Below are 22,869 nucleotides of genomic sequence, written 5' to 3' on the forward strand. Positions count from 1 at the left end.
TCCAGCCTGCTGCCGCCCCCATCGAGGCGTCGAGGGAGGAACTGGAGGGGCTCTCGCTTGGATGGGCACCATGACCCGCGACGACCTTGAGCGTGCGGCGTTCCAGGACCAGTGCACGGAGGCGATCGCGCAGATCATCGAGGCCAAGCGGGCGTGGCGGCCACCCTTCCGACTACGTGCTCAGTGTGTCTGTCCCCACCGCAAGCGAGCCGTTTGCGGACGCAGTCGAGCAGTTGAGGGACGAGAGCCCGCATCTTGGAGGGTGTCGTCACGGTCGGTTCAGCACGACCGAGTTGACCGGCGTCAGGTTGTAGACGCCGAACTCGTTCAGCCCGATGGTGACTGTGCAGTCGGCGCCGTTGTAGCCGTTGCACAACTGGGCGGTGGCGTTGGCGCTGCCGTACTGGTTGTTGAGCACATAGTGGTAGCCGAACTGGTTGCTCAGATTGTGGGCGCCGTAGCTGTAGAAGATGTTCGTCGGTGAGCTTGTGTGGATGTCTGCCCCTTCGGGGTAGATGCACACCGCCCCGCCCGGGCAGCCGTACACGGTCCTGTCGTTGGCGTGCGCCGAGCCGGTGCCCGCTGCTGCTATCGCGGCCGTGGCGAGCGCGAGCGCGGCGGCGCCGCGTGTGATCCTGCGCATCGTGGTGTCCCTCCGTCCGGGCCGACTTCCGTCGACCGTCACCACCGGTACTCGGCGCATGCCGGACCGGTCCCTCTGCGACGCGCGCCGGGCTCTGTCCTGCACCAACGTGCTGGCGTACCCGGCACTCCAGCAGATCCACCATCCCCATGTGCCGGGTCGCGACCTGCCGTCGTCGCACCAACCCTCCGACGGGTACGCCCCCTCGTCCATGAATTCGATCCTGTTCAAAGCGCTGTCGCTGCGCCTGGGCCTCAACGTGATCGCGCCCCGGTGATCTGCGAGTTGAGGCACTGGTGAGCCGGTCGCGACCCCGTGTGTCTTCGGGCATGCGCGATCCAGGCGAGCGACCACGTTCGGGAGACTCCGACCCTGAGCGCGACCACCCGTAGGAGGCCGTGCCGGCGAACACACACTGCCAGGTATGAACTCTCGCCCATCCCGCTGTCAGTGGCGTGTGCGACAGTCGGGAGGTGATCGACAGTGAGCGAGGCTTCTTGGAAGGCCTGGACGACGTGGATTGGGCCGAGCTGGGGCACGCGTACGGGAGAGCGCAGGACTTACCTGGACAACTCACCGCGTTGTGCGGCCAGGACGAGGCCGCCCGTGAGAGCGCCTTGACGTCCTTGTTCGGCAACATCTTTCACCAGGGCACGCGATACTCCGCCTCACCGTACGCGGTGCCCTTCCTGGCCCGTATCGCCCTGGCCGGGCCCCGCCCAGTCCGGGACGGGGTGCTCTCGCTGCTGATCAGACTCTCGATCGACTGGCACGACGAATACGACCTACCCGGCGGCATCGACATCAAGGCTTGGCGGGCTGCAGCCGCCGAACTGAGCATGGACGAGGCATTGGCTTGGTACGACGAGCAAATAGCCGCCGAGCCGGACGACGACAAGCGCAACAGGCTCAAGGAGATCCGTGCGGAGTGGGCCGCTGGCCGGCTGATGGACTCCCGGGCGAGTGCCCTGCTCTCCTACGACGCGGTCCGCGCCGAACTACCCGGGCTGCTCCCGCTCCTCCACGATCCCGCCCCTGCCGTCCGGACCAGGGCCGCCTACCTGTCGGCCTGGTTCCCCGAAGAGGCCGCCACCGTACTGCCATGTCTCCTGGACCGCCTGCAGGTCGAGGACTCCGTGACCGTGACGGCCACCAATCTGGTGGCGGTCGGTCTGCTCGGTGACATCACCCTCATGTCATGGCTCTGCCCGTACCTGGAGGCCACGGAACCCTTGATCCGCTGGGCGGCGGCGACCGCGCTGGCCCGGATCGGCAGCGCCGAGGGCGCCACGGGACTCGGTGCCGATCTGATGGGACGGGTGATCGCCGAACTCACCACGGCGGCGGCCGACACTCCGAAGCAGGCCATCGACTACAACGAAGGCGACATCCCCGGCTACATAAGCCGCTCGCTCCTGTCTCTTGCTGACCATGACCGGGAAAGTGTGCTCTGTGGCGTGGCCGACTGTCTGACAGCGATGCCCAGCAACCACACGGGCGCGACAGCGAAGACCGCATTGGACGTCGCCTTCCCCGAGCCCCTCCGCGACGGCCTCGCTCCATTCGTCGGTGAGCTCACCGAGGGGCAACAACGCTTCCTCCAGGCGGTGGTGACGGCCGGGCCCTGGGGGGCGTACGGGAAGGAGCTCGAAGGCAGCCTCAAGAGTCGGCGGCTCCCTGACACCCGGGCGGCGCTGCGCGTCTACGTGGGCCTTCCGAACGATGGCCAGGATGAGAGGACTGAATGCGTCTGGGGTTGAGCGGCGGCGACTGGCGAGTGTCAAGCTCCGTGCCGCGTCCGACTCTGACCCGACATCAGCTGTGAGATTCCGACACGAAGGCTGAGGCCCTTCAGGTCCCGCTGACTCGACAAGACCCCGATACACGACAGGGACAAACCAGTTCAGGGACCTGATCCGCGAAAGCGGACAAGATCCCTGAACTGGTTTTGGAGGCGTCTCGGTGTCATCGGCATTGGCCTGCGGCCTGGTCAGCACGGCTCGCCAGACTGTCGCGCTGCCGTCAGCGGAACAACCCACAGACCGTCTGCACGGCCCGTGCTCCACCGGTTGGTCTCGCCATGGGGCGCTGGTCTGCACCCGTCGGCGACTCACGTCGATCAGCCCTCCTCGACATGCGGACGGCATGCCGACCTGCACAACAGGGCACAGCGGTCCCCCGTTCTACGACACGGCCTAGAAGGCGCTGTTGTCGCAGCCCATGGACGAGCCGGCGTGGGTGTTCTGCCCGCCCGAGTTGCCCTCGCCGCCGAGCGCGTTGCCCAGCGCGCCGTTGAGGACGCCGACTTGGCCGAGGACATCGACGTTCAGGTCGTGCGACTTGCAGTGGGAGCTCTGCAGGACGTTGCCGCCGTGACCGTCGTCTCCGGTGGCGGTGGCGGTGCCGGCGCTCAGGAGTCCAACGCTGCCGAGGGCGACCGTCAGGACGGCAGCCTTGAGAAGCTTGTGCATATCATCTCCGATGGAGTGAGGACAGTACGATCCGTAATGGATCGACTTCGTACAGTGATATGACGTTAATATGAACAATCGCAATGTGATCGACTGACACGCCGGGGTTTGCGATCGGCCAGATCGCCCGAGCCGCGAGACGCGATCGACACACGACCTTGATCGAGCGCACCTCCGCCGACCGCTTCGAACACGTCGGCATCGCGCAGTCACGGGGCTCGGCACCCCCACACCGCAGACCGACCCGCACCGAGAACACCCAAGTCCGCCTAGGCGTATGAGGCCTGGACCTTGAGACCGGCGCTGCGCTGCGCACGGTTGGCCGGCGGGGACTGCTTTCTGCGGTATCCATTCTCTGCTACACGCCATGCCCTCCGGACCATCGAGTTCGGACTGCGGCATGTCCTGCAGACCGGCGCGCCACTGGCGAACCAGTACACCGTCGGCCGCTCGCGGGCGGATGCCCACCACGATCACGCCCGGTCGATGTCCTCCTCGGCTGGAGGATCCGGGCGGCCGGATGATGGGGGTGGGAACCTCGGTGATCGACGTCAGCGAGCGTCACCAGGCAGGGATCGAGGCGGACGGGCCCGGCGCCGCCTGGCGCTGATCGCGAAGGTGTCCGCCCGTGTGGGTACCACGCTGGAGGTCGAGCAGACCGCGCAGGAACATGGTGGGCGCCGCGGTTCCCGGCCTTGAGTATCTCTGAGCCAGGCGCCGAGATCCCCAAAGAGTTGGGGTTCCGGAGCCGGCTTGGTGCGCCGAGGATTTTCCGTATGGACATCATTGAGCAGAACAAGCAGACGGTGACCGCTTTCATCGACGCACTGTTCACCAGGGGTGACCTGTCGGCCGTCGACGTCTACCTCGCCGAGGACTTCGTCAACCACGACCCGCCGGTCGGCGTCGGCCCGGACCGGGAGGGCATGCGGGCCGCAGGCGCCCTGTTCCGGCAGGGGTTTCCCGACTGGCATTCCGACCTGGGTCTCCTCGTCGGCGAGGGAGAACTGGTGGTCGAGCAGTTCACCGCCTCCGGCACCCAGCAGGGCGAGGTGATGGGCGTCGTGGGTGACGGGCGCACCGTGGTCCTGAAGGGGATCAACATCTTCCGGGTCCGGGGCGGCCGGATTGTGGAGCGCTGGGGCCGTCTGGACGACCTCGGACTGTTGCGCCAGCTCGGGCTCGTGCCGACACCGGCCTCGGCGTAGCGTCGACGTCATGGCCACCGGCATCCGGGAGCGACGCGTCGAGCGGCTGATCGACCGCTGCTACGCGGGCCTGGACCTGCCCGAGCTCACCATCGAGGTGCTACACCGTTTGCCGGACATCCTCCCTCTGGAGGCTGTCTTCTTCGCGTCCGTCGATCCGGCGACCCTGCTGTTCACCTCGATGGCGGCCCAGGAGCCCTTGGACGGCGCCAGTTCCCTCTTCCTGGACAACGAGTACGGGCGCGAAGACGTCAACAAGTTCACCGCGCTCGCCCGAGGGCCGGACACGGTCACGTCGTTGGACCGAGCCACTCGGGGTCAGCGCTCCGAGAGCGCCCGCTACCGGGAGATCATGGCCGGCCTGGGCCTCGGGGATGAGCTGCGGGCCGCCCTGATCGCCGGGCGCGACTGCTGGGGCGTGCTGTGCCTGCATCGGGCCGACGGGCGGGCCGGCTTCTGCGGCCAGGACCTCGATGTGCTGAGGAAGATCGCCCCGCACCTGGCCGAGGGCCTACGCCGCACCGTCGTCCAGGAGACGCTGAAGCGAGCGGGGCCCGCGACACCGGACACTCCCGGCGTGATCGTGCTCGACCTGGAGCTGGCCCTCGTCTCGATCAGCCCGGACGCTGAGCAGTGGCTCGCCCGGCTGCCAGGCCCCCGGATCGTGGGACTGCCCGTACCCGTGTACTCCGTCGCCGCGCGCCTGGCCACACCCGAGGACGTGCCGGAAACGGCCGCGGCGGACCGCCACGGATCCGTCCGGCTGCGGACGAGCGATGGTCAGTGGCTGTCTCTGCACGCCACCCGGCTGCGGGGCCCCGTGGGGGAGCAGATCGGCGTGGTCGTCGAACCTGCACCCGCCGCCGAGATCGGATCCCTCATCCTGGCCGCGCACGGCCTCACCCCGGCGCAGAACCGGGTCACCGCCCTTGTGCTGGAGGGCTGCTCGACCCGGGAGATCGTGCAGCGGCTCCACGTTTCCGCCTACACCGTCCAGGAGCACCTGACAGCCGTCTTCGCCCGATTCGGCGTCCGCAGCCGACGGGAGCTCATCACCGCGCTCCTCTCCTCGCACCGACCGAACCAGGAGGAGTGACGCGCAGGCCTTCCCGGCGGCGGGCTGCGGCCTAGCGCTTGGCGTAGCCGGTGTAGCCCTGGAAGCCGAGGACTACGCACTTCTGGTCGCCGACGACCCGGGCACCGTGGGCCGGCGGGCAGACCAGACCATGAAGTCGCCCGGGCCGAACTCACCACCTGGCCGTCGTCCGTTCTCGCCGCGAGTGCTCGACGGAATCACCCAAGTGGCCGCCAGCACTCGGTGCACCAGCGGGCGCGCTGACCTCCTTGGTCCACGGCGCGGGTTTTGCCAGGACGTCGACCAAATCTCAGGGTGTCAAGGCGCAGCGGCGCCAAGGCCCCTGGTCGGGGCGAGGAGGAGACGCTGCCAACAGTCGGCCAGCCAGGCCTCGTAACGGGCAGGAGGCCAGCCCCGGTCCCCGACCAGAAGGCACTAGCCCTGGGGGGAGTTGGTCGCCCAGATCATGTCTGCCACCTCGGCGAGGGAAAGCTCGGGGCGCAGCTCGCCGGTGGCGGCTAGATCGGCGCGAACTCGCGCGTGTTGACTGCCCGGCGGTGGGCGATGCCCGGGGAGTGCTCGTCGCGCAGCGCGCCGGCGTAGATGGAGATCTTCGTCGCCGCGTCCAGCGCCTCGCGGATCGCCTGTACGTAGGCGCGCTGCTGGGCCGGGATCGCGTGCCCGGTTCCGGACAGGGCGGTCTCGATCAGTTCGCGGAAGAGCGCGGGTTTGCGGCCCGTGGTGGCGCAGACGTCGTGGAGCGCGACACCGGCGCGCTCCATGACGTGCTTCATGGCCGTCTCCTGGTAGCCCTGCTCGGCGAACAGCTCCCGCGGCAGCGAGCACGGCACCGCGGGTGGCGGCGGCGGACTCCTGGCGGCGACTGGCGTCAAATGCCGTGCCGCTCGGCCGACACCTCACCGAGGAAGTCCTGGTCCTCCCCGGAGGTCCACGTCGGTCCTCATGAACCTCCAGTCGGCCCCGGGCGCGGCCTTCCAGCCATGCACGGATGATCGCGCCCGCACCGACGGTGCCGCGGTCGAGGTCAGGAGGTCACGACATTGAACGCGGGATAGATCTTCGGCTGAACGTCCGGGGCGCCGACCTCCTTGAGCATCGGCATGAGAAACTCCCCGAACTTTTGGAAGGCGTCCTCCGACTCCCAGACGTCCACGACCAGCCAACCGTTCGGCGTGGGACCGGCCGCGTGTGAGATGAGGCCCGGGACGGGCCAGTCGGACGCCTTCTTGACGCCTCCGCGCCCGCCGGTGATTTGGTTGGTGCCCTGCTCGTACATGGCCTGCGTCATGCCAGGCGCATCGAATACGGCGATGATCGCCACAGCGAACTCCCGTGCGAGAATGCGAAATCGGACGAGCACCAGTCGAGCATCCCGCGGGATCCGTCGCGCGCTGGTCTAGGGCGGACGAGTGAGGCCGACCCGGTAGGCGATCGAGTGGTCAGGCGGCTGATCCGTCGTGCCCGCCATGGTCGCTGCCGGAAGGCTTCACCGTTGTCGGCTCCACGATTTCAACCGGGAGTTGCCGCCGCTGCGCTCCTGGGCGCCGGCGGAGCATTCTTGATCGCAGCTGTCGACACCGCCCCGAGGTGACACCCCGGCGCCACGGCCAGAGCCGATCGATGGCCGGCCCGAACGCTTTGTCCCGGGTCCGGAAGAGCGCCTCGGCGAGCAGGCGTACGCGGGGCGCGACGTCACGATGGTCCAGAGAGGACAGGCCGATCTCGTTGGATCGGTGGACCACATCCCGGACGGTGTCCTCGTGGGCGTGCGCCAGCTTCGCGATCACCGGCGCACGATGACGTACACCCCGACCTGCCTCAAGGCCCAGGTGCAGATTTCTGCCACGATTGGCCCAGTCAGACACTCTTCAAATGGACCACAGGTCCGGCCCACTGGCTGCATAGTGTCGACACCAATGTGGCTGGGACCACGAGCGACCTCTGTAGGGCATCCCGAGGTGGACACTCCTGCCTGCTGTGGTTTTCCGGCCCGTGCTTCCCGGTCGGCCGGACGAAGTGAGAGGACAAAGACCTGCTGTGAAGGCATGCGGAGTGTCCGGGGCCGAGAAGGAAGTCGCCCTGCTGGAGTTGCCCGAACCGTCATCTCCCGGGCCCGGTCAGATCCTGGTGGCGGTTGAGGCTGCAGGGGTCGGCCCGTGGGACGGACTACTCAACGGTGCTGGGTGGGACGTGGGGCTGCGCCCCCCGGCGGCGCTGGGAGTGGAGGGCGCGGGCAAGGTGCTGGCCGTCGGCCCGGGTGTCACCGAGTTTGCCGTGGGCGACCGGGTGCTCGCTCACGAGGCCCCGCTGCCCGGAGGAAGCGGCTTCTGGGCCGAACGCGTTCTGATCAACGCGGAGCACGCGGCGGCCTGCCCACCCGGACTGGACGCCGTGCACGCCGCGTCGCTGCCGGTCAACGGACTCACCGCGTGGCAGACACTGGAGAAGCTGGACCTCAGCCGAGGACAGCGGCTCCTGATCACCAACGGAGGAGGCGCCACCGGAGCCCTGGCCGTCCAGCTCGCCGCGGCCAAGGACATCGAGGTGACCACGACCGCATCTGCCGCCGCCATGGAGCGCCTGCTCGCTCTGGGAGCGATGGAACTCGTCGACTACCACGACCCGAACTGGTCGGCCAAGGTACGCGGCGGGTTCGACGCCGCCCTCATCATTGCCACCGGCACGGCGGACGCCGCTCTGCCTTTGGTGCGGGACGGCGGCCGGCTGTGCTCCCTGACCTCGGACGCGCCCGCAGAGGAACGAGGCATCACGAGTTGGGACCTCTACGTCGAGCCCAACGCCGCGCAGCTTGTCCAGCTGGCGGAGCAGGCCGCCGCGGGAGCCTTGAAACTCGCACCGGAACCCGTGCCGCTGAGCGAGGGACCGGCTGCGTTCGCCCGGGCGGTTGCAGGACGGGCCGGCGGCAAGAAGATCGTGCTCACCCAGGCATGACCGGACCGGACACCGCCCGATCCCTTGGTACGGCGGCACAGGGCGTGGTGAAGCTGCCCGGCACGGCGACCCAATGCGGAGCTCGGGGTGCCGGGCGAGGACGTCGCTGAAGACGAGCCGGGCGGCCAGTGCGGGTTCCCCGGGTTGCCGAGGAGGTTGGACGGTAGGACGGCGTCAGCCGAGGGGGGCAGTTCCAGGGTGCAGGACGAGGCCCCGGCCATCCCCGGCGCCAGTCCCACGAGCGGCTGATCGCCCTCGATACGGGTGCCGGGGCGCGCCGCGGGCCTCCCGGTGGTCGTGGCGCAGACCGTGGTGGTGGACCGCGGCCACTGTGAGTCCGCTGACTGCGTCGAGCTTGAAGCAAGATCGTTCACACAAGGCGCCGTCACAGGCCGGACCTGTCGCCGCTTGAGACTGCGGTCGACTGCTGCGCGTCTGTCATAGCCGGCCCGGCTTCGGCCGTTGGCGTGCCGGGATCCGGAGGGTGAATCGGGCGCCGCCGAGGGGGCTGGGACCCGAGGTCAGGGTGCCGCCGTGTGCGTGGGCGATCCAGGAGGCTATGGACAGGCCGAGACCGGTGGAGCCGCTGCCGCTGTGGTAGCGCTTGAAGAGGGAGTCTGCAAGTCCCGGTGGAATGCCGGGGCCTGCGTCGTCGAGGGTGAGGGTGCCGTCGGCGGTGACGGTGATCTCGACCTCGGCGGGCCGGCTGGGGGCGTGTCCGTGGGTGAGCGCGTTGCCCAGCAGGTTGGCGACGGCCCGCTGCAGGAGCTCGGGGTCGCCGACCACCACCGTCTCTTCGGCCCGCACGGTGACCTGGTGCCCGTCGGCAGCGGTGTCGTCGACGACGGCCTCCACGAGTTGGTCGAGGCGCAGGGGCTCGCGGCACACTTGGGCGACCCCGGCCTCGAGCCGGGCGCGGGTGAGGAGGGCGTCGAGGAGGTCGCCCATGCGGGTCGCCAGCCGGACAGTTCGGCGCAGGGCGGCGTCGCGGTCCTCGCCGTCCTGGTGAAGGGCGATCTCGGCGAGGGCGCGCAGGGAGGCGGCCGGGGTACGCAGGTCGTGGGCGGCCTCGGCGAGGAAGGCCTCCTGCTGCTGGAGAGCGGTGAGTGCGGGCCGGGTCGCCCGGCCGGACAGCAGGTGGCCGATGGGGGCGGACAGGGCAACGAGCAGGGCGCAGCCGACGCTGAGCAGGAATGCGAACCTGCGGTGTTCGGCTTCGTCGGTGGTGGTGTCGGCTGCGGCCACGACCGTCCCGACGGGCTCGTCACCCTCGAGGCCGGGGAAGGCCTCGGCGCGCAGGCGTACGTGATGGCCGTCTTCGGTCTGCCCGTCGGCCTCTGCGGAGTCACCGTCCCTGATTGCGGCGACGGCGACGGCCCGCAGGTCCGCCTCCCGCACACGGGAGCAGTGGCCGCCGGCGGCGCGCGTGACGGCGAGTTGGGCGCCTGTCCGGGAGAACACCGTCACCTGTGGGCAGGAGGCGTCGAACCCGTCGACCAGGTCGCCGAGGTCGGGCCGGGTGGGGTCGCGGAACCCGATCACGGAGATGACCTCGGCCGTCTGCACGCTGAGGTCGTCGTCGGTGCCGGCGCGCCAGGCGGTGTCGTTGTTGCGGATCGCGAAGAGGGTCAGGCTGACCAGGCCGATCGCACTGGTGAGGGCGAAGACGGTGCTGAGCCACCACCGCAGCCTGCTGATCCGGGTGGTGGCGGTCATCCGGCCTGGTCTGCTGCCTCGAGCCGGTAGCCCACGCCGCGGACGGTGTGGATCAACGGTGGATCGCCGAGCTTGCGGCGCAGTTGGGAGACCAGGACCTCGACGACGTTGGAGTTCGGTTCGGCCATCTCGTCCCAGCATTTCTCGATCAGGACGGTCCGCTGCACGGCCTGGTCGACGTGAGCCGCGAGGATTTCCAGGACGGCGAACTCCTTGCCGGTGAGCATGAGCCGCACGCCGGCGCGACGGGCCTGACGCCGCGCGGTGTCGATCTCGAGGTCGCCCAGAACGTGCACGGGAGGCCGGAGTTGGCCGGTACGGCGGCACAGGGCGTGAACGCGGGCCACGAGTTCGGGCAGCGCGAAAGGTTTCACCAGGTAGTCGTCGCCGCCCCCGGCGAAGCCGTCGACCCGGTCCGTGATGGAGTCCCTGCCGGTGAGAAACAGTATCGGCACGGTCTGTCCGCTGCGGCGCAGGTCGCCGACTAAGCCGAGAGCGTCGCCGGCGGGCAGCATCCGGTCGAAGATCACGCAGTCGTACCGGGTCACGAAGAGCGCCTCGTCAGCGGCGGGAAGGTCCGCAACGACGTCGACCGCCAATCCGGCACCGCGCAGCGCCGCGGCGATGGCGAATCGCAGATCAGGGTCGTCCTCAACTACCAGTAGTCGCACGCGGCCAGGATAGCCACGCCGCCAATGGCCGGAAGTCTCTCATCAAATCCTCATCATCACTCAGCAAGTCTCCAGCACTGCCGGGGAGTTGAGGAGAGGCGGTGAAGAGTTGAGGCGGGCGTTTGTGTCCGGGGGAGCACCGGACGCGGGAAGCAGGCCGAGGGCGAGACGCGCCGAGTGCAGGGCGTCCACGGTCCGGCTTGCGTGGATGTCGGCACTGCCCGGTGCTGCTGTCCGTCGCCGGGAGCCGGCCGCCTTCGGCGTCCGTGTACAGCACGGGGTCACAGTACCGACCGCGTCGTTGGAGGGCCGGCAACAGGCCGTCGCGGACGCGGAAGCAATGCGTGCGCCGCCCGCTGCGGGTCGGCGAGCTGTCGCTCGCTGACGACTTCGCGAGCAGCCGGCGGCAGCCGGACGCTTCCGCGAGCAGTACGGGCGGTACCGCAACGTCCATCTCCTGGCCTCCGGGCGGAACGGCCTGACGAGGCGGGATATGACGCTCATGCCGAGCAGACATGTGTCTTCGTCTTCGCACCACAGCACAGGAGTCCACTTCATATGGCACGTATCTTCATCGTCGGTTCCGGTGTCGTGGGGACCGCTACCGGAAAAGGGTTCCTCCACGCCGGTCACAAGGTGACGTTCATCGACGTCGACGAGCAGCGGCTGGAGGCATTGCGCTCGCAGGGCCTGGACGCGCACAGTGACCTCGACCTGATGGCCGAGCCGAGCTCCTTCATCTTCCTCACGCTGCCGACACCCAACGTGGGTCACGCCTATGACATGTCGGCCTTCGAGACGGGTTCGGCTTCCGTCGGCAGGGCGCTGCGAAAGGCCATCGAGTCCCACGTGGTGGTGGTGCGGTCGACGGTTCCGCCGGGCACGGCGGAGGGGTTCGTGGAGCCGACGTTGCAGGAGTATTCGGGCAAGAACCCGGGTGACGGGTTCACGGTCGCGAGCAACCCGGAGTTCCTGCGCGCCGCCTCGGCAGTGGAGGACTTCCGGCATCCCTGGATGACGGTGGTGGCGTCCCGCAGCGCCCGGACCCGGGAACGGCTCGGTGAGCTGCTCAGGCCGTTCGGCGGTGACCTCCGCCTCTTCGCCAATCCAGCGGAGGCCGAACTGATCAAGTGCGCCCACAACATCTACAACGCCACGAAGATCAGTTTCTGGAACGAGATGTGGCGGGTGAGCAGGGAACTGGGGCTGGAGCTGGACCCCATCGCCCAGACCGTGGCCCGCTCCGCGGAAGGCTCCATCAACCCTCTGTACGGAATCCGCGGCGGCGCCCCCTACGGCGGGGTGTGTCTGCCCAAGGACACCCAGGGCTTCCTGGGCGTGGCCGAGTCCGTCGGCCTGCGCATGCCGCTGCTCAGGGCAGTGATCGAGGTCAATGACCAAATGGCCCGTGAGGCCGGCGGACAGGCCGGTGCGCTGAGCCCGAACGCGGCGTAGCTCGACGCCTTCGCAAGACTGCCGGGGCCCGGGTGTGGTCCCCCCAGGCCCCCCTCGCCTGCCCATCCGGGCCCCGGCTTCCCGCCCGTCCCGCTCAGCGCTCGCTGCGGCCCCACACCCGGGGCCGGCGCCGCCCGTCATCTGTACGGAACCCACGAGAACAGGCCCCATGAACGGACTTTTCGACGGCACCCTGGTGAATCTCCGGTACTACCTCGTCTATCTGCCGCTGGGCGTCCTCGGCCTGGTGCGGTGGAGCTGCTGGCTGGTACGTCGGGCGCCGGCCGCGCTGTACAAGCCGGTCCGGAACGACTTCCGGCTTCCGATGAGCGTCGTCGTCCCGGTTTACCAGGAAGATCCGGTGATCTTCGCCCGGGCGATCGACTCCTGGCTGGCCAACGATGTGGAGGAGGTCATCCTCGTCATCGACGCGACCGACCGGGCGTGCCAGGACATCGCCTTCCGGTACCCGGTGAGCGTCGTCATCACCGACGTGCCCGGCAAGCGGGACGCCCTGGTGCGCGGCTGGGAGGCGGCCCGTACGGACCTGGTCGCCCTGGTCGACTCCGACACCATCTGGGCTGATGACGTGGCGGCCGAGGCATGCAAGCCCTTCGCCGACCCGAGGATCGGCGGGGTGGGCACCCGCCAGAACGTCTACAACCCCAAGGGCTTCCTTCAGCGGGTCAACGACATGTACCTGGACTACCGGTACTTCGACGAGAACGCCGCGCAGAGCGTGATGGGCCGGGCCGTGTCCTGCCTGTCGGGGCGCACGGCCGTCTACCGCCGGGAGTTGCTGCTGGAGATATCCGAGGACTTCATGGCCGAGACCTTCATGGGCGTGCCCTGCATGTCCGGTGACGACAAGCGGCTGACCACGCTGATCCTGGAGCGGGGGCACCTGGCCTTCATGCAGCGCTCCGCGCGGGTCTGGTCGACGTTCCCGGGCACTCTGCGGATCTTCCTCAAGCAGCGTCTGCGCTGGGCGCGCAACACCTGGCGGTCGGATCTGCGGGCGCTGTCGCGGCGCTGGGTCTGGCGCCACCCGTTCCTCGCCTTCACCCTGATCGACAAAGCGGTCAGCAGTTTCACGCTGCTGTTCGCCCCGGTGTTCATGACGCTCGCGGTGGTCCGCCAGGACTGGTTCTTCGTGGCCTGTCTGGCCGCGTGGTGGTGGGTCAGCCGGGCCATGAAGATCCTTCCGTATCTGGTCCGGAAGCCGTCCTCGTTCTTCCTCGTCCCCGGCTTCGTCCTCCTGTCGTTCGTGATGGCCGTGGTCAAGCTGTGCGCCCTGGCCACCATCCGCAAGCAGCGCTGGCTCACCCGTCAGGTCTCCGTGGAGAACGGCGTCGTCGTACGCACCGGAAACAGTCGGCCCATGGCCATGGAGAGCGAGGCAGGCGCGTGAGCCGCGTGTTCCGCAGCGGGTACTCGGCCGTGACGGTGTTCATCGCCTTGGCGGCGGCCTTCGGTGCGGCGCCTCCGGCACAGGCGTCCGATCCCGCGGCGTCGGATCTCGCCGCCTGGCAGCGAACCGGGCAACCTGACCGGCTCCTGGTGATCCGCCCGGGAGTGGTGGATCTGGTGCGCCACGGCGTGCTGGAGTCCCGCCGTATTTCCGGGTCCGGCGCGGTCCCCCTGAGCTGGCTGGTCACCAACACCGGCTCGGAGTGGATCGACCGGCACGGCGACGACCTCTCCGTCGTACAGATCAGGGCCGCTGTTCTGCTCAGCCCCGGTTCCGGCCTGCGGATCGGAGCGGTGACCAAGAAGGTGCTGTTCACCGCCGGCGACTCCACGGCCTCGGCGACATGGATACGGGGCAGCAGGGCGACGCTCGACATCCGCGACACCACCCTGGCCGTCACCGGCCCCGCCGGCGGCACCACGGTGCGGCCGTACATCTCCATGGGAGCCGGAGGCCGGCTCGACATCACCGACAGCACCGTTTCCGGCTTCGGGCTCACCGGTCGGGCCTCATCGCGCTTCTCCGGTGTCACCTGGGGGAGGGGCAGTACCGGATCCGCCGTCGGCGCCAGGTTCGAAGGCAACCGCACCGGCCTGCGGCTGGAGGGCTCCACCGGTGTGCGCCTGAACAACGTCACGGTCGAACACTCCCTGCAGGACGGGGTCGTGCTGAGCGGCGACACCGGCACCTCCGTCGCCGGGCTCACCTCTCGGTCCAGCGGTCGCCACGGCGTCGTCGTCGGCGGCACCGCGAACCGAACCCTGTCCGGCATCACCACCCAGGACAGCGCGGGCATCGGAATCCGGGCGACCCCGCAGAACGGCCTCGTCCTCAACGGAGTCCAGTCCCGTTCCGACCGAGGAGGTGGCATACGACTGCTGTCCTGCGCGCAGTGCACGATCACCGGCGCGGCCGTGCAAGGCACGCAGGTCGCGGTGGCCGTCACCGGCCCCGGCAGCAAGGCGGTCGTCAAGGCGCCCCGCCTGACGGGCAGCCGCACCGGGCTCTCGTTGGACGAGGACATCGAGTCGGCCACCGTCACCGGCGGCACGGTGAGCGGTTTCCAGCGCGGCATTGCGGTCTCCGGGCCCAAGGTGACCGTCACCGGGACGCGGATCGAGAACTGCCTCACCGGAGTCTCTTTGAACGGCAAGGCCCGGCATGCGGTCTTGCACGACGTGAGGATCGACGACTGCAGGACCGGGATGACGGCCAGTGCCACCACCACCGATGTGTCACTGACCGGGGTGCAGGTGAGCAATGCCTCCGGGAAGGGTCTGACGTCCGCATCACCGGGGCTGCGGGTCACAGATGGCCACGTGTCGGGGGCGAGCACGGCCATCGACCTGGCAGCGCCGGCCCTCCTCGACAGAGTGACCATCACCGGAGCCCACCGGGGCATACACCTCGCCCGAGGAGTCCGGGCGGCCGGGACAGCGTTGGACGTCCTGGCCGAGCGCAAGGGCATCGAAACCGACGGGGGTGCCGTCATCGACATCACCGACTCCCGAATACGCGCTCCGCTCGCCCTGGGGGGCGCAGGTCGAATCCTGCGCCACGGCCGCACGGTGGTCACTCTGCCGCCGTTCCCCTGGCTCGGCGGCGCGGCCATTCTCGCCCTCCTCACGGCGATCGCGCTGCAGACCGTCCACCAGGTGCGCCATCGCCACACTCCCCGGCCTCAAGTCCCGCGCCACGTACGCAATACCGCGTGACGGCAAGAAAAGAACAGGAGCGCGTTCATGCATGCGAGGCGGCTCATCGTCTTCGGCGGGGCGGCGGCGCTCGCCCTGCTCGTCACCTTCCTGGTCTCGTTCGCCGCCGGTGACGACACCTCCGAGCACCGAGGGCGCAACGTATCGCCGAGCCCTCCGGCCGCCATCAGGCTCAGCGACGACATGGCCGGCGTGCGGCAGTTCTTCGGCTCCCAGGTGCGGCCCGCAGAGCGGGGTTCGTTCGGGCTGTCGCGGGCGGTGTTCCTGCCGCGGCCTGACAGCCGCCTGGGACGCGTGGTGCGGGTGGAGTACCCGGCCGGATCGGCCAGTCCGACGGTGTCCCGGGAGTTCGACCGGCCGGAGGGCGGGGCACAGCTGTACCTGCCTTTGACGGCCGGGCCCGCCGACATGCTGTATCTGCGCTACTACGTGCGGTTCCCGCGCGGGTTCGACTTCGTCAAGGGCGGCAAGCTGCCCGGTCTGTACGGCGGCACCGTCACCAGTGGCCGACGCATCCCCAACGGCGAGGACGGGCTGTCCACCCGGTACATGTGGCGCCGCGGCGGTGACGCCGAGGTGTACGCCTACCTGCCCACCTCGGTGGAACACGGCACGTCGCTGGGCCGAGGCGCGTGGCGCTGGCCCACAGGCCGCTGGGCGTGTGTGGAGCAGGCCGTCCGGCTCAACACCCCGGGCCGCTCCGACGGCACGATCGACGTCAGCCTCGACGGCAGGCGGGCGCTGCACTCCAGCGGCCTGGAGTTCCGCACCGCAGGCCGGCTCGGCATCGACGGGATCTTCTTCTCCACCTTCTTCGGCGGCTCCGACCCCAGTTGGGCCACCCCTCGCAGTCAGTACGTCGACTTCGCCGGCTTCGCCGTCTCCACCCGTCCCATCGGCCCGCTGCGGGGAGCCTGATCCACCCCGTTCACGCCTTGGTGTTGGTGCTGGTGAACAGCGGGTCGAAGTCCGGCACGGCGCTGGGCTACGTGAATATTCGCAGCTGATGCGGGGCGATATGGCGGTCATCTGGCTGGCCTCGACGTTCTGCGGCCTGGACGAGACCGTGTGGCAACTGATGCTCGAAGGCGACATGAGTGCCCGTCAGACCTTGGCCCTCATCAACGCGATCCTGCTGTGCGGAGTGTCTGCCTGACTCCTCGCCTGGAACCGCTGTGTCCCCCGGCCAGACATAACGGCTACGGAGGCTCGGCAGCCCGGCTGTCCGCGCTTGCTCGGCATTCACCGGACTGCGGCGGCGGCGATCGGTCCGCCGACGTCGCGCCGTAAGCTACTCCGCGGTCCGAAATCACGGGAGGCGTGTGTGGGGCGCGAAACAGTCCTCAGCGGCCGCTACGAGCTGGTCGAGAAGCTCGGGCAGGGTGGCATGGGAACGGTCCATCGTGGGGTGGACCGGCAACTGCGCCGCACCGTGGCCGTCAAGCTGCTCTCCTCACAGTTGGCTCACGACCCGCAGTCGCGAGCCCGCTTCCGGCGCGAGGCCCACGCGGCTGCCGCGCTGAACCATCCGGCGGTGGCCACCGTCCACGACGTCGGCGAGGAGCCCCACCCGGACGGCCCGCGACCCTACCTGGTCATGGAGTACGTGCAGGGGACCACCCTCGCCGAGGTCCTGCGAGACGGCCCGCTGTCCGTCGCCGAGGCGATCGACACTGCCTGCGCGGTGCTGGACGCGCTGGGGCACAGTCATGAACGCGGCATCGTGCACAGGGACGTCAAGCCCTCGAACATCATGCTCACCGGACCCGGCACCGTGAAGGTCCTCGACTTCGGTATCGCCAAGGCGTTCACCGAGGCCGCCACTCGCATCACGGGCAGCGGCGCGGCCATCGGCACCCCCGCCTACCTCTCGCCCGAGCAGATCAGCGGTGCGGAGATAGACCACCGGGCCGATCTGTACGCGATGGGCTGCCTGCTGCACGAACTGCTGACCGGCCAGACCCCGTTCCGCGGCGACTCGCCGTTCGCCGTCATGCACCAGCACCTGTACGCCGAACCGGAGCCGGTCTCCCGGCTCCGGCCGCAGATACCGCCGGCGGTGGACGCAGTGCTCCTGCGCGCGCTGCGCAAGGACCCGGCGGAACGATTCACCGACGCGGGGCAGATGCGCGCGGCCCTCGCCGACGCCCTGACACAGTCCTCCGTTCCGACAGCCCGGGCCACCATGCCTCCGCCTGAGCCCCAGGGGACACCGTCCGGCGGCCGAACCGCTCTCCGGGACAAGTTCCGGCTTTCACTTCGCCCTTCAGCCGACAGCGCTCTGGCTCTGCTCGGATGCCTGCTCTCGGTGCTGTGCGCCCGTGGCCACCTGGTGGACACCGCCCACTTCGGCCAGGTCGCCCTCGCCGCGGCCGCGCTGGGTGTGCTGACGCTGCCGTGGTCGGCACGCCTGTCCTGCGCGGTCGGCTGGGGGCCGGTGGCCGAGGCCGTGGCGGTCAACTCCCCACTGCGGCGCGCCGAGTTCGGCTGGCACCACGCGTACGTCGCCATCTTCGCCCTGCTGGCGTTGACCGCTCTCTGGTGCCTCGTCAGCGCGGTACGCAGCCGGCAGAGCGGCGCCGGCTCACTGGTCGCGTTCTGGTTCAGTGCGACCGCGTCGATCTGGTACTTCCTCGACGACCTCCGCAAGCTCTTCGTCTTCTACCTGCTCCTGCCGTTGGTGGCCCTTGCCACCGTCTCGCGGGAGACCGTCGCAGTCGCGCGACGCCGAACCCGTGACAGGCGGGCAGCAGGGGAAGAGCCGGCTAGCGGCGTGACGCCACCCGGCCGCAGGCTCACGGCCACGTCGACCCGGAGCTTCAGGGCGTGACGAGGTCGGCGGACCGGGAAGAGGTCCGCAATTCAGCCGAGGCAGGCTTCACCCGGGCTGCGGCGCTCGCCGAAGGCGGCTGAGGAGGCGCGCCGGACTCTACTCATAGCCCAGGCCCGGCCTGTCTGCCGGTACTCCTACGTGGGGGTCGGCTCGACGCCGTTTCGCAGGGGAGTGGTCTGCAGCAGGTCGTCGAGGCGGTCGATCTCGTGGTGGATGAGGGGGAGAGGCTGCCCCTCACGGCGCGTCGCGTCCGAAAAAGGGCACCGTTGGGCAGCCGTTGCAATCGAGTTCACAGTTGCGGAGGTTCGGCGGCTCCTGGCAGCTTGTCGTCCCCGACCGTCTCACCTTCGTGGCCGCCGAGGACGACACGCACGATCGAGGGGCGGCCTGCAGAAGGCCGCCCACCGCTCCGCGGCCCTTAGCCCTAAGTCACCTAAGAAGCCCGCAGGTCAGACGGAGTACGGCTGCTGTTTCAGCCGGTCCTGGATCAACCGGTGGCCAAGGTCAGGCCATAGGCCTGGAGTATCGGGTTGACGGGCTGGAAGTAGGTGGTTCCGCCGACGGTGCAGTTGCCGGAGCCGCCGGAGGTGACGCCCTGGGCCTGGCTGCCGGAGATGAACGAGCCGCCGGAGTCGCCGGGCTCGGCGCACACGCTGGTACGGGTGAGGCCGAACACGCTCCCCTGCGCGTAGTTGACGGTGGCGTTGAACTGCCGGCCCCTGCCGCAGCGCCAGCCCGTGGTGGAACCGGAGCGGCAGACCGAGGAGCCGATGGGGGCGACGTCGGAGCCGGAGACCGTCACTGTGTCGCCGGCGTAGTTGTTGGCCTGGGGCTGGGTCGTCCAGCTCGAATCGGCCTGCACCCACGAGTAGTCGTTGCCCGGGAAGGTCGAGCCCTGGAAGGTTCCGATGGAGGTGCCGTCTGGAGCCGCGGCGCTGGAGCCCGCTTGTCCGCAGTGGCCGGCGCTGACGAAGCCTGGCTGGCCGTTCTGGGTGACCGGGAAGCCGATCGAGCAGCTGGCGGCGCTGTTGATGAAGTAGGCGTCACCGCCGCGGAGGTCGGCCAGCGGTCCGGGGGCGTCCGAGGCGCGGACGACTCGGACGAGGGCGTGGTCCACTCCGGACCTGGCGAGGAAGTCCTTGGTGCGGTCGGTGTCGGTGTCGGTGGACTGGACGACGACGGTGTTGGCCGCTTGGTCGACGTACCACAGCGGCGTGTTCTCCGGGGCGGCGGTGCGGGCCGCCTGTCCAGCATGGCCCTGGCCCGGTCGAGCGCGGCGAGGGAGTTCCGGACGATCCGGGCTCGACCACCGCGCGCGACTATGGTCCGGGCGGCGGCGGGGTCGGTGGTGGCGCCCGTCAGGGTGGTGTCGGAGCCGCTGAGCCAGGCGCCGGCCCAGCGCTCGCCGAGCGCCTGCTTGAGCGCTTCCTCCGTCGCGGCGGCCCGGGCTTCGCCGGCCAGGCGGGCCGCGGCGGCCTGCGGAGTGAGGCCGAGGTCGCGCTGGAGAGCCGGGAGCAGGGCGGCGGGTACTCGGAGCGCAACCTCGTGATGGGCCGTCATGGCCTTGGCGACCGCAGTCTCATCCCGCCACGCCGCCGCCGTGATCAATGCTGACGAGTTCGGGACTCACTCACGTTTGTCGTGGAGCTTTGTACTTCCATCAGGTGTCGGCCGGGTCCGGGCCACGCAGGGCGCCGGTCAGCGGGGCCACTACGCGCCATCCCGTTGTCTCGTACAGCGCCCGACCCTCTGGCGTCGCGCCCAACACGCCTGCCGTGGCCCCCTGCTCTGCGGCGGCGTCGGTGAGCCTGTGCATCACCAGGCGCCCCAGGCCGCGGCGCTGGTGGGCCGGGTCTGTCTCCACCTGGTCGACGACGGCAGTGGGGCCGGTGACGGCGATCTGGCCGCGCGCGGCGAAAGCTCCGTCGACGGTGCGGACCAGGGCTCGGGTGACACCGGCACGTGTCCAGGTGCTCATCTGGTAACCCTCGGGGTTCGGGCCCGGGGCGCGGGTGAGGGCGACGGGTAGGAAGGCGGACATCAGGTAGCCGGATCCGCCGGCGAGGTGCCAGCCGGGGGCGAGCCAGGGCTCGAGTGTTTCCGGTGGAACAAAGGCCTTCAACCAGACGCCGGGTGTGGTGGCGCGCTTGGTGATCTCGTAGACGGTTGCTTCGTCTGCAGAGTGCAGAACGTGGCGCATGACGTGTCCGGGTAGGCCCACGTCGACGGTGAAACCCCAGGCAGATGGCACAGGTTCGGCTGCACCGCGCGAAACGGACCAACCGTGAACCCATGCCCGTACAGCCTCGACCGTGTGCGCGAAAGGCAAGACTTCCCCCTCGTAGGTAACAGGTGAACTAATAGAGTGATTATTACATCAGAGGGGTGTGGTGGATGGTGAAGGACGCCCAACGTCGGCAGACCCCCTGCAAGGCTTCCTCACCTCCCGCTATGGCCGAACACTGGCCCCGACGGCGCAGCGGCTCACATCACCGCCCACGCAACTCACGTACACAGCCAATCCGGATCGCCGGCCGGGGCGGCGGCACGCAGCGCCGCTTCGACCCGGCGGTTGCTGGTCATGGATGCCGTGACGGCCGTCATCGCCAGGAGGAGGACGGCGGCGGCGTAGAGCGGGGTGCGGATGTCGTAGGTGGTGGCCAGCCAGCCGCCGAGGAAGGCCCCGATGGGGGCGGCGCACATGGCCAGCATTCGGGAGGTGGAAGCGACCCGGCCCATGAGGTGGGCCGGGACGATCGCCTGTCTCAGGGAGGGCCCGAGCACCATCGTGGCGCCCATGCCAGCCCCGCAGACGGCGAGCGCCAGCCCGGCCACGTACGGGTTCGGGGCAGCGGCCAGGCCCAGGATGGCAAGCCCCTCGACGGCGGCTGTGCAGGTCAGTGCTGTGCCGGTGCCGAGTCGTCCACCAAGGTAGGAGGCGATGCCTGCACCGAGCAGGCCGCCGGTGGCCTCCGCCGTGAGGAGCAGGCCGAAGCCGTAGGTGTCGATGCCGAGGCGGTCGTGCGCGAAGAGGGCGAGGACGGTCTCCACGGCGAGGAAGGCGACGTTCCCGACCGCCGGGCGGAGCGCGAGCCCGAGCAGCACCCGGTCCCGGAAGACGTGCGAAGCCCCGGCCCGCGCCTGCCGAAGCAGCGACTCGCGGACCTCCGGCACAGGTCGGGGCATGGCGGGCAGCGTACGTACGAGTAGTGCGGAGAGCATGAAAGACACCGCGTCGGCGAGCAGGGGAACCGCCCGCCCGAGCGCGAGCAGGGCACTGCCCGCAGGCGGCCCCGCGAAGCCGGACATGGCGGTCTGGGCGCCGCGCAGGCGGGAGTTGGCGCGCTCCAGTAGTGCGGGTTCGCGGCCGAGCAGATCCGGCAGATAGGCCGTGGCGGCCGTATCGAAGAAGAGTCCGCCGACGCCGAGGAGGAAAGCGACGGCCGCGAGCAGCGGAATGGTCAGCACGTCGAGCGCGGCCGCCGCCGCGGGTATCCCGAGCAGCGCCGCACGCGCCGTGTCCGCGACCCACATCGTGCGCCGGCGGTCCCAGCGGTCCACCAGCGCACCGCCGAGCACCCCGAAGAGCAGCCACGGCATCGTCCCGGCGGCCGTGACGACGGCGAGCGCCATCGGATCCCGCGTCAACGTCAACGCGATCAGCGGCAGCGCGGCCTGCGTTACCCCGTCGCCGAGCGAGGACACCGTCTGGGCAGTCCACAGCCGTCCGAACCCGATCGGCAACTTCAGGATCCCCGAGGTCACTTGGCGTTCCCTTCGACCTGCTCGCGCGCTGCCGGGTGGAACAGTGCGAAGACGAGCGACGCGTCCGGCAGCGAGGGATCGGACAGCTCCTGGTACTCGTCCGCGAGAGCCTGCAACCGAGCCCCCAGCTCCGCGAACTGCTCCTCGGTGAGCCGCAGATGCGCCATCCGCACGTGCCGCTCGAGATCCGCCGGTGACGCCTCCAGGTCCGCCACCGCATGCCGCATCAGCACATCCGGCCCTCCCTCGCCTGGGTCCGGCAGCACGATCGCCCGCGCGGCCATCGCGTAATACCGCTCGGTGACCCCCCGCACCTTCCGCGTCCGAACCACCTTCACCAGACCGGCCCGCTCCAGTAGCCGCACGTGATAGCTGGAACTCCCCTTCGCAAGGCCAACCCTTTCGGCGATCTGCGTAATCGTCGCCGGCTCGAAGCGGAGTACGGCCATGATCCGGTGACGCGTCAGATTGGAGACGGCGCGCAGCTGCTCGTCAGTGGTGACGTGAAACGCCTCGGGAAGATCATCAGTAGGCATGCGAACAATGGTCAACGATTCTTGACCATTGCGCAAGGGGATTTCGCGCGCTGCTCGGCGTCTCGCCGGGCACGCTCGACAACCACATCCCGGATCTGCGTGCCGGCCTCAACTGCTCACACCCGAATGTCGAGGTCTGAGCCATCGAGGCAGCCAATTGGCGAGTTCCGACAAGGAACTTCCGAACCAGGAGAGCAAACGGATGACATGCCTTGCGCCACAGGCGTTACGATCAATACGGCGCTCACCCAGAGCCGCTGAGCTGCGAGGACTCCGTCGCGAGTCCGCCTCAGGTTCGGCGACCTTCAGAGAAGGAGCTGTCTGTCCTGGGGATCAA

General features: G+C 69.3%; 22 protein-coding genes and 1 pseudogene. 11 read left to right on the plus strand and 12 right to left on the minus strand.

What is annotated here, in order from left to right; genetic code table 11:
* Positions 1–268 precede the first annotated feature (268 nt).
* Positions 269–643, minus strand: coding sequence for a hypothetical protein (locus ABD355_RS10690; RefSeq protein ID WP_344399942.1), 375 nt, complete (start codon positions 641–643; stop codon positions 269–271).
* Between the two features lies 1 nt (position 644).
* Between ABD355_RS10690 and ABD355_RS10695 the strand changes: the two genes are divergently transcribed.
* Positions 645–920, plus strand: coding sequence for a hypothetical protein (locus ABD355_RS10695; RefSeq protein ID WP_344399943.1), 276 nt, complete (start codon positions 645–647; stop codon positions 918–920).
* Between the two features lie 196 nt (positions 921–1,116).
* Positions 1,117–2,403 (plus strand): HEAT repeat domain-containing protein, encoded by a 1,287-nt coding sequence (locus tag ABD355_RS10700; RefSeq protein ID WP_344399944.1) that lies wholly within the window; start codon positions 1,117–1,119, stop codon positions 2,401–2,403.
* A 435-nt stretch (positions 2,404–2,838) separates the two neighbouring features.
* On the opposite strand, the gene ABD355_RS10705 is transcribed toward ABD355_RS10700, so the two are convergent.
* The gene (locus ABD355_RS10705; RefSeq protein WP_344399945.1) at positions 2,839–3,114 is read right to left on the minus strand and encodes a hypothetical protein; all 276 of its coding nucleotides are present in this window, start codon (positions 3,112–3,114) and stop codon (positions 2,839–2,841) included.
* Positions 3,115–3,890: 776 nt separating this feature from the next.
* On the opposite strand from ABD355_RS10705, the gene ABD355_RS10710 reads away from it, so the two are divergent.
* Together ABD355_RS10710 and ABD355_RS10715 are read left to right on the plus strand one after the other, a co-directional pair.
* The gene (locus tag ABD355_RS10710; RefSeq protein WP_344399947.1) at positions 3,891–4,322 is read left to right on the plus strand and encodes an ester cyclase; all 432 of its coding nucleotides are present in this window, start codon (positions 3,891–3,893) and stop codon (positions 4,320–4,322) included.
* A gap of 10 nt (positions 4,323–4,332) precedes the next feature.
* The gene (locus ABD355_RS10715) at positions 4,333–5,418 is read left to right on the plus strand and encodes a helix-turn-helix transcriptional regulator (protein WP_344399948.1); all 1,086 of its coding nucleotides are present in this window, start codon (positions 4,333–4,335) and stop codon (positions 5,416–5,418) included.
* A 497-nt stretch (positions 5,419–5,915) separates the two neighbouring features.
* On the opposite strand, the gene ABD355_RS10720 is transcribed toward ABD355_RS10715, so the two are convergent.
* From ABD355_RS10720 to ABD355_RS10730, 3 genes are all read right to left on the minus strand, one after another.
* The gene (locus ABD355_RS10720) at positions 5,916–6,191 is read right to left on the minus strand and encodes a hypothetical protein (protein WP_344399949.1); all 276 of its coding nucleotides are present in this window, start codon (positions 6,189–6,191) and stop codon (positions 5,916–5,918) included.
* A gap of 251 nt (positions 6,192–6,442) precedes the next feature.
* Positions 6,443–6,739, minus strand: a complete 297-nt coding sequence (locus tag ABD355_RS10725; protein ID WP_344399950.1) for a hypothetical protein — start codon at positions 6,737–6,739, stop codon at positions 6,443–6,445.
* Between the two features lie 118 nt (positions 6,740–6,857).
* A complete protein-coding gene (locus tag ABD355_RS10730; RefSeq protein ID WP_344400114.1) occupies positions 6,858–7,205 on the minus strand; it encodes a hypothetical protein in 348 nt (115 codons plus the stop codon).
* 265 nt (positions 7,206–7,470) lie between these two features.
* Between ABD355_RS10730 and ABD355_RS10735 the strand changes: the two genes are divergently transcribed.
* Complete coding sequence (locus ABD355_RS10735; protein WP_344399952.1) at positions 7,471–8,370, plus strand: NADP-dependent oxidoreductase; 900 nt, start codon at positions 7,471–7,473, stop codon at positions 8,368–8,370.
* 438 nt (positions 8,371–8,808) lie between these two features.
* Here ABD355_RS10735 and ABD355_RS10740 read toward each other — a convergent pair whose 3' ends face one another.
* Both ABD355_RS10740 and ABD355_RS10745 read right to left on the minus strand, forming a co-directional pair.
* On the minus strand, positions 8,809–10,086 hold the full coding sequence (locus tag ABD355_RS10740; protein WP_344399953.1) for a sensor histidine kinase: 1,278 nt from the start codon (positions 10,084–10,086) through the stop codon (positions 8,809–8,811).
* The gene (locus ABD355_RS10745) at positions 10,083–10,757 is read right to left on the minus strand and encodes a response regulator transcription factor (protein WP_344399954.1); all 675 of its coding nucleotides are present in this window, start codon (positions 10,755–10,757) and stop codon (positions 10,083–10,085) included. Before ABD355_RS10745 ends, ABD355_RS10740 begins: the two co-directional genes overlap by 4 nt.
* Before the next feature lie 558 nt (positions 10,758–11,315).
* Here ABD355_RS10745 and ABD355_RS10750 point away from each other — a divergent pair.
* The 6 genes from ABD355_RS10750 to ABD355_RS10775 all read left to right on the plus strand — a co-directional run bounded on the left by ABD355_RS10750 (position 11,316) and on the right by ABD355_RS10775 (position 18,228).
* Positions 11,316–12,212 (plus strand): 2-dehydropantoate 2-reductase N-terminal domain-containing protein, encoded by an 897-nt coding sequence (locus tag ABD355_RS10750; protein ID WP_344399955.1) that lies wholly within the window; start codon positions 11,316–11,318, stop codon positions 12,210–12,212.
* 169 nt (positions 12,213–12,381) lie between these two features.
* Entirely contained in the window at positions 12,382–13,623 is a 1,242-nt protein-coding gene (locus tag ABD355_RS10755) for a glycosyltransferase (protein ID WP_344399956.1), read from the plus strand.
* Positions 13,620–15,398, plus strand: a complete 1,779-nt coding sequence (locus ABD355_RS10760) for a right-handed parallel beta-helix repeat-containing protein (RefSeq protein WP_344399957.1) — start codon at positions 13,620–13,622, stop codon at positions 15,396–15,398. Before ABD355_RS10755 ends, ABD355_RS10760 begins: the two co-directional genes overlap by 4 nt.
* 27 nt (positions 15,399–15,425) lie before the next feature.
* Positions 15,426–16,316: a polysaccharide lyase gene (locus tag ABD355_RS10765; RefSeq protein ID WP_344399958.1), complete on the plus strand. Its 891-nt coding sequence runs from the start codon at positions 15,426–15,428 to the stop codon at positions 16,314–16,316.
* An 88-nt stretch (positions 16,317–16,404) separates the two neighbouring features.
* A complete protein-coding gene (locus tag ABD355_RS10770; protein ID WP_344399959.1) occupies positions 16,405–16,554 on the plus strand; it encodes a hypothetical protein in 150 nt (49 codons plus the stop codon).
* Positions 16,555–16,722: 168 nt separating this feature from the next.
* Positions 16,723–18,228 carry a protein kinase domain-containing protein gene (locus ABD355_RS10775; RefSeq protein WP_344399960.1) on the plus strand — a complete coding sequence of 502 codons (1,506 nt, stop codon included), beginning with the start codon at positions 16,723–16,725 and terminating at the stop codon, positions 18,226–18,228.
* Between the two features lie 490 nt (positions 18,229–18,718).
* On the opposite strand, the gene ABD355_RS10780 is transcribed toward ABD355_RS10775, so the two are convergent.
* The 5 genes and pseudogenes from ABD355_RS10780 to ABD355_RS10800 all read right to left on the minus strand — a co-directional run bounded on the left by ABD355_RS10780 (position 18,719) and on the right by ABD355_RS10800 (position 22,532).
* Positions 18,719–19,348, minus strand: a complete 630-nt coding sequence (locus tag ABD355_RS10780) for a S1 family peptidase (RefSeq protein ID WP_344399961.1) — start codon at positions 19,346–19,348, stop codon at positions 18,719–18,721.
* Between the two features lie 54 nt (positions 19,349–19,402).
* Positions 19,403–19,630: pseudogene (locus ABD355_RS10785) on the minus strand (hypothetical protein); the annotation flags it as partial.
* Between the two features lie 261 nt (positions 19,631–19,891).
* Positions 19,892–20,431, minus strand: a complete 540-nt coding sequence (locus tag ABD355_RS10790) for a GNAT family N-acetyltransferase (protein ID WP_344399963.1) — start codon at positions 20,429–20,431, stop codon at positions 19,892–19,894.
* A 305-nt stretch (positions 20,432–20,736) separates the two neighbouring features.
* Entirely contained in the window at positions 20,737–21,996 is a 1,260-nt protein-coding gene (locus tag ABD355_RS10795) for an MFS transporter (protein ID WP_344399965.1), read from the minus strand.
* On the minus strand, positions 21,993–22,532 hold the full coding sequence (locus ABD355_RS10800) for an ArsR/SmtB family transcription factor (RefSeq protein ID WP_344399966.1): 540 nt from the start codon (positions 22,530–22,532) through the stop codon (positions 21,993–21,995). Before ABD355_RS10800 ends, ABD355_RS10795 begins: the two co-directional genes overlap by 4 nt.
* Between the last annotated feature and the right edge of the window lie 337 nt (positions 22,533–22,869).

Origin of the sequence: Streptomyces longisporus (assembly GCF_039532765.1) — a bacterium.
In the GTDB taxonomy this organism is placed as follows: Bacteria; Actinomycetota; Actinomycetes; order Streptomycetales; family Streptomycetaceae; genus Streptomyces; species Streptomyces longisporus.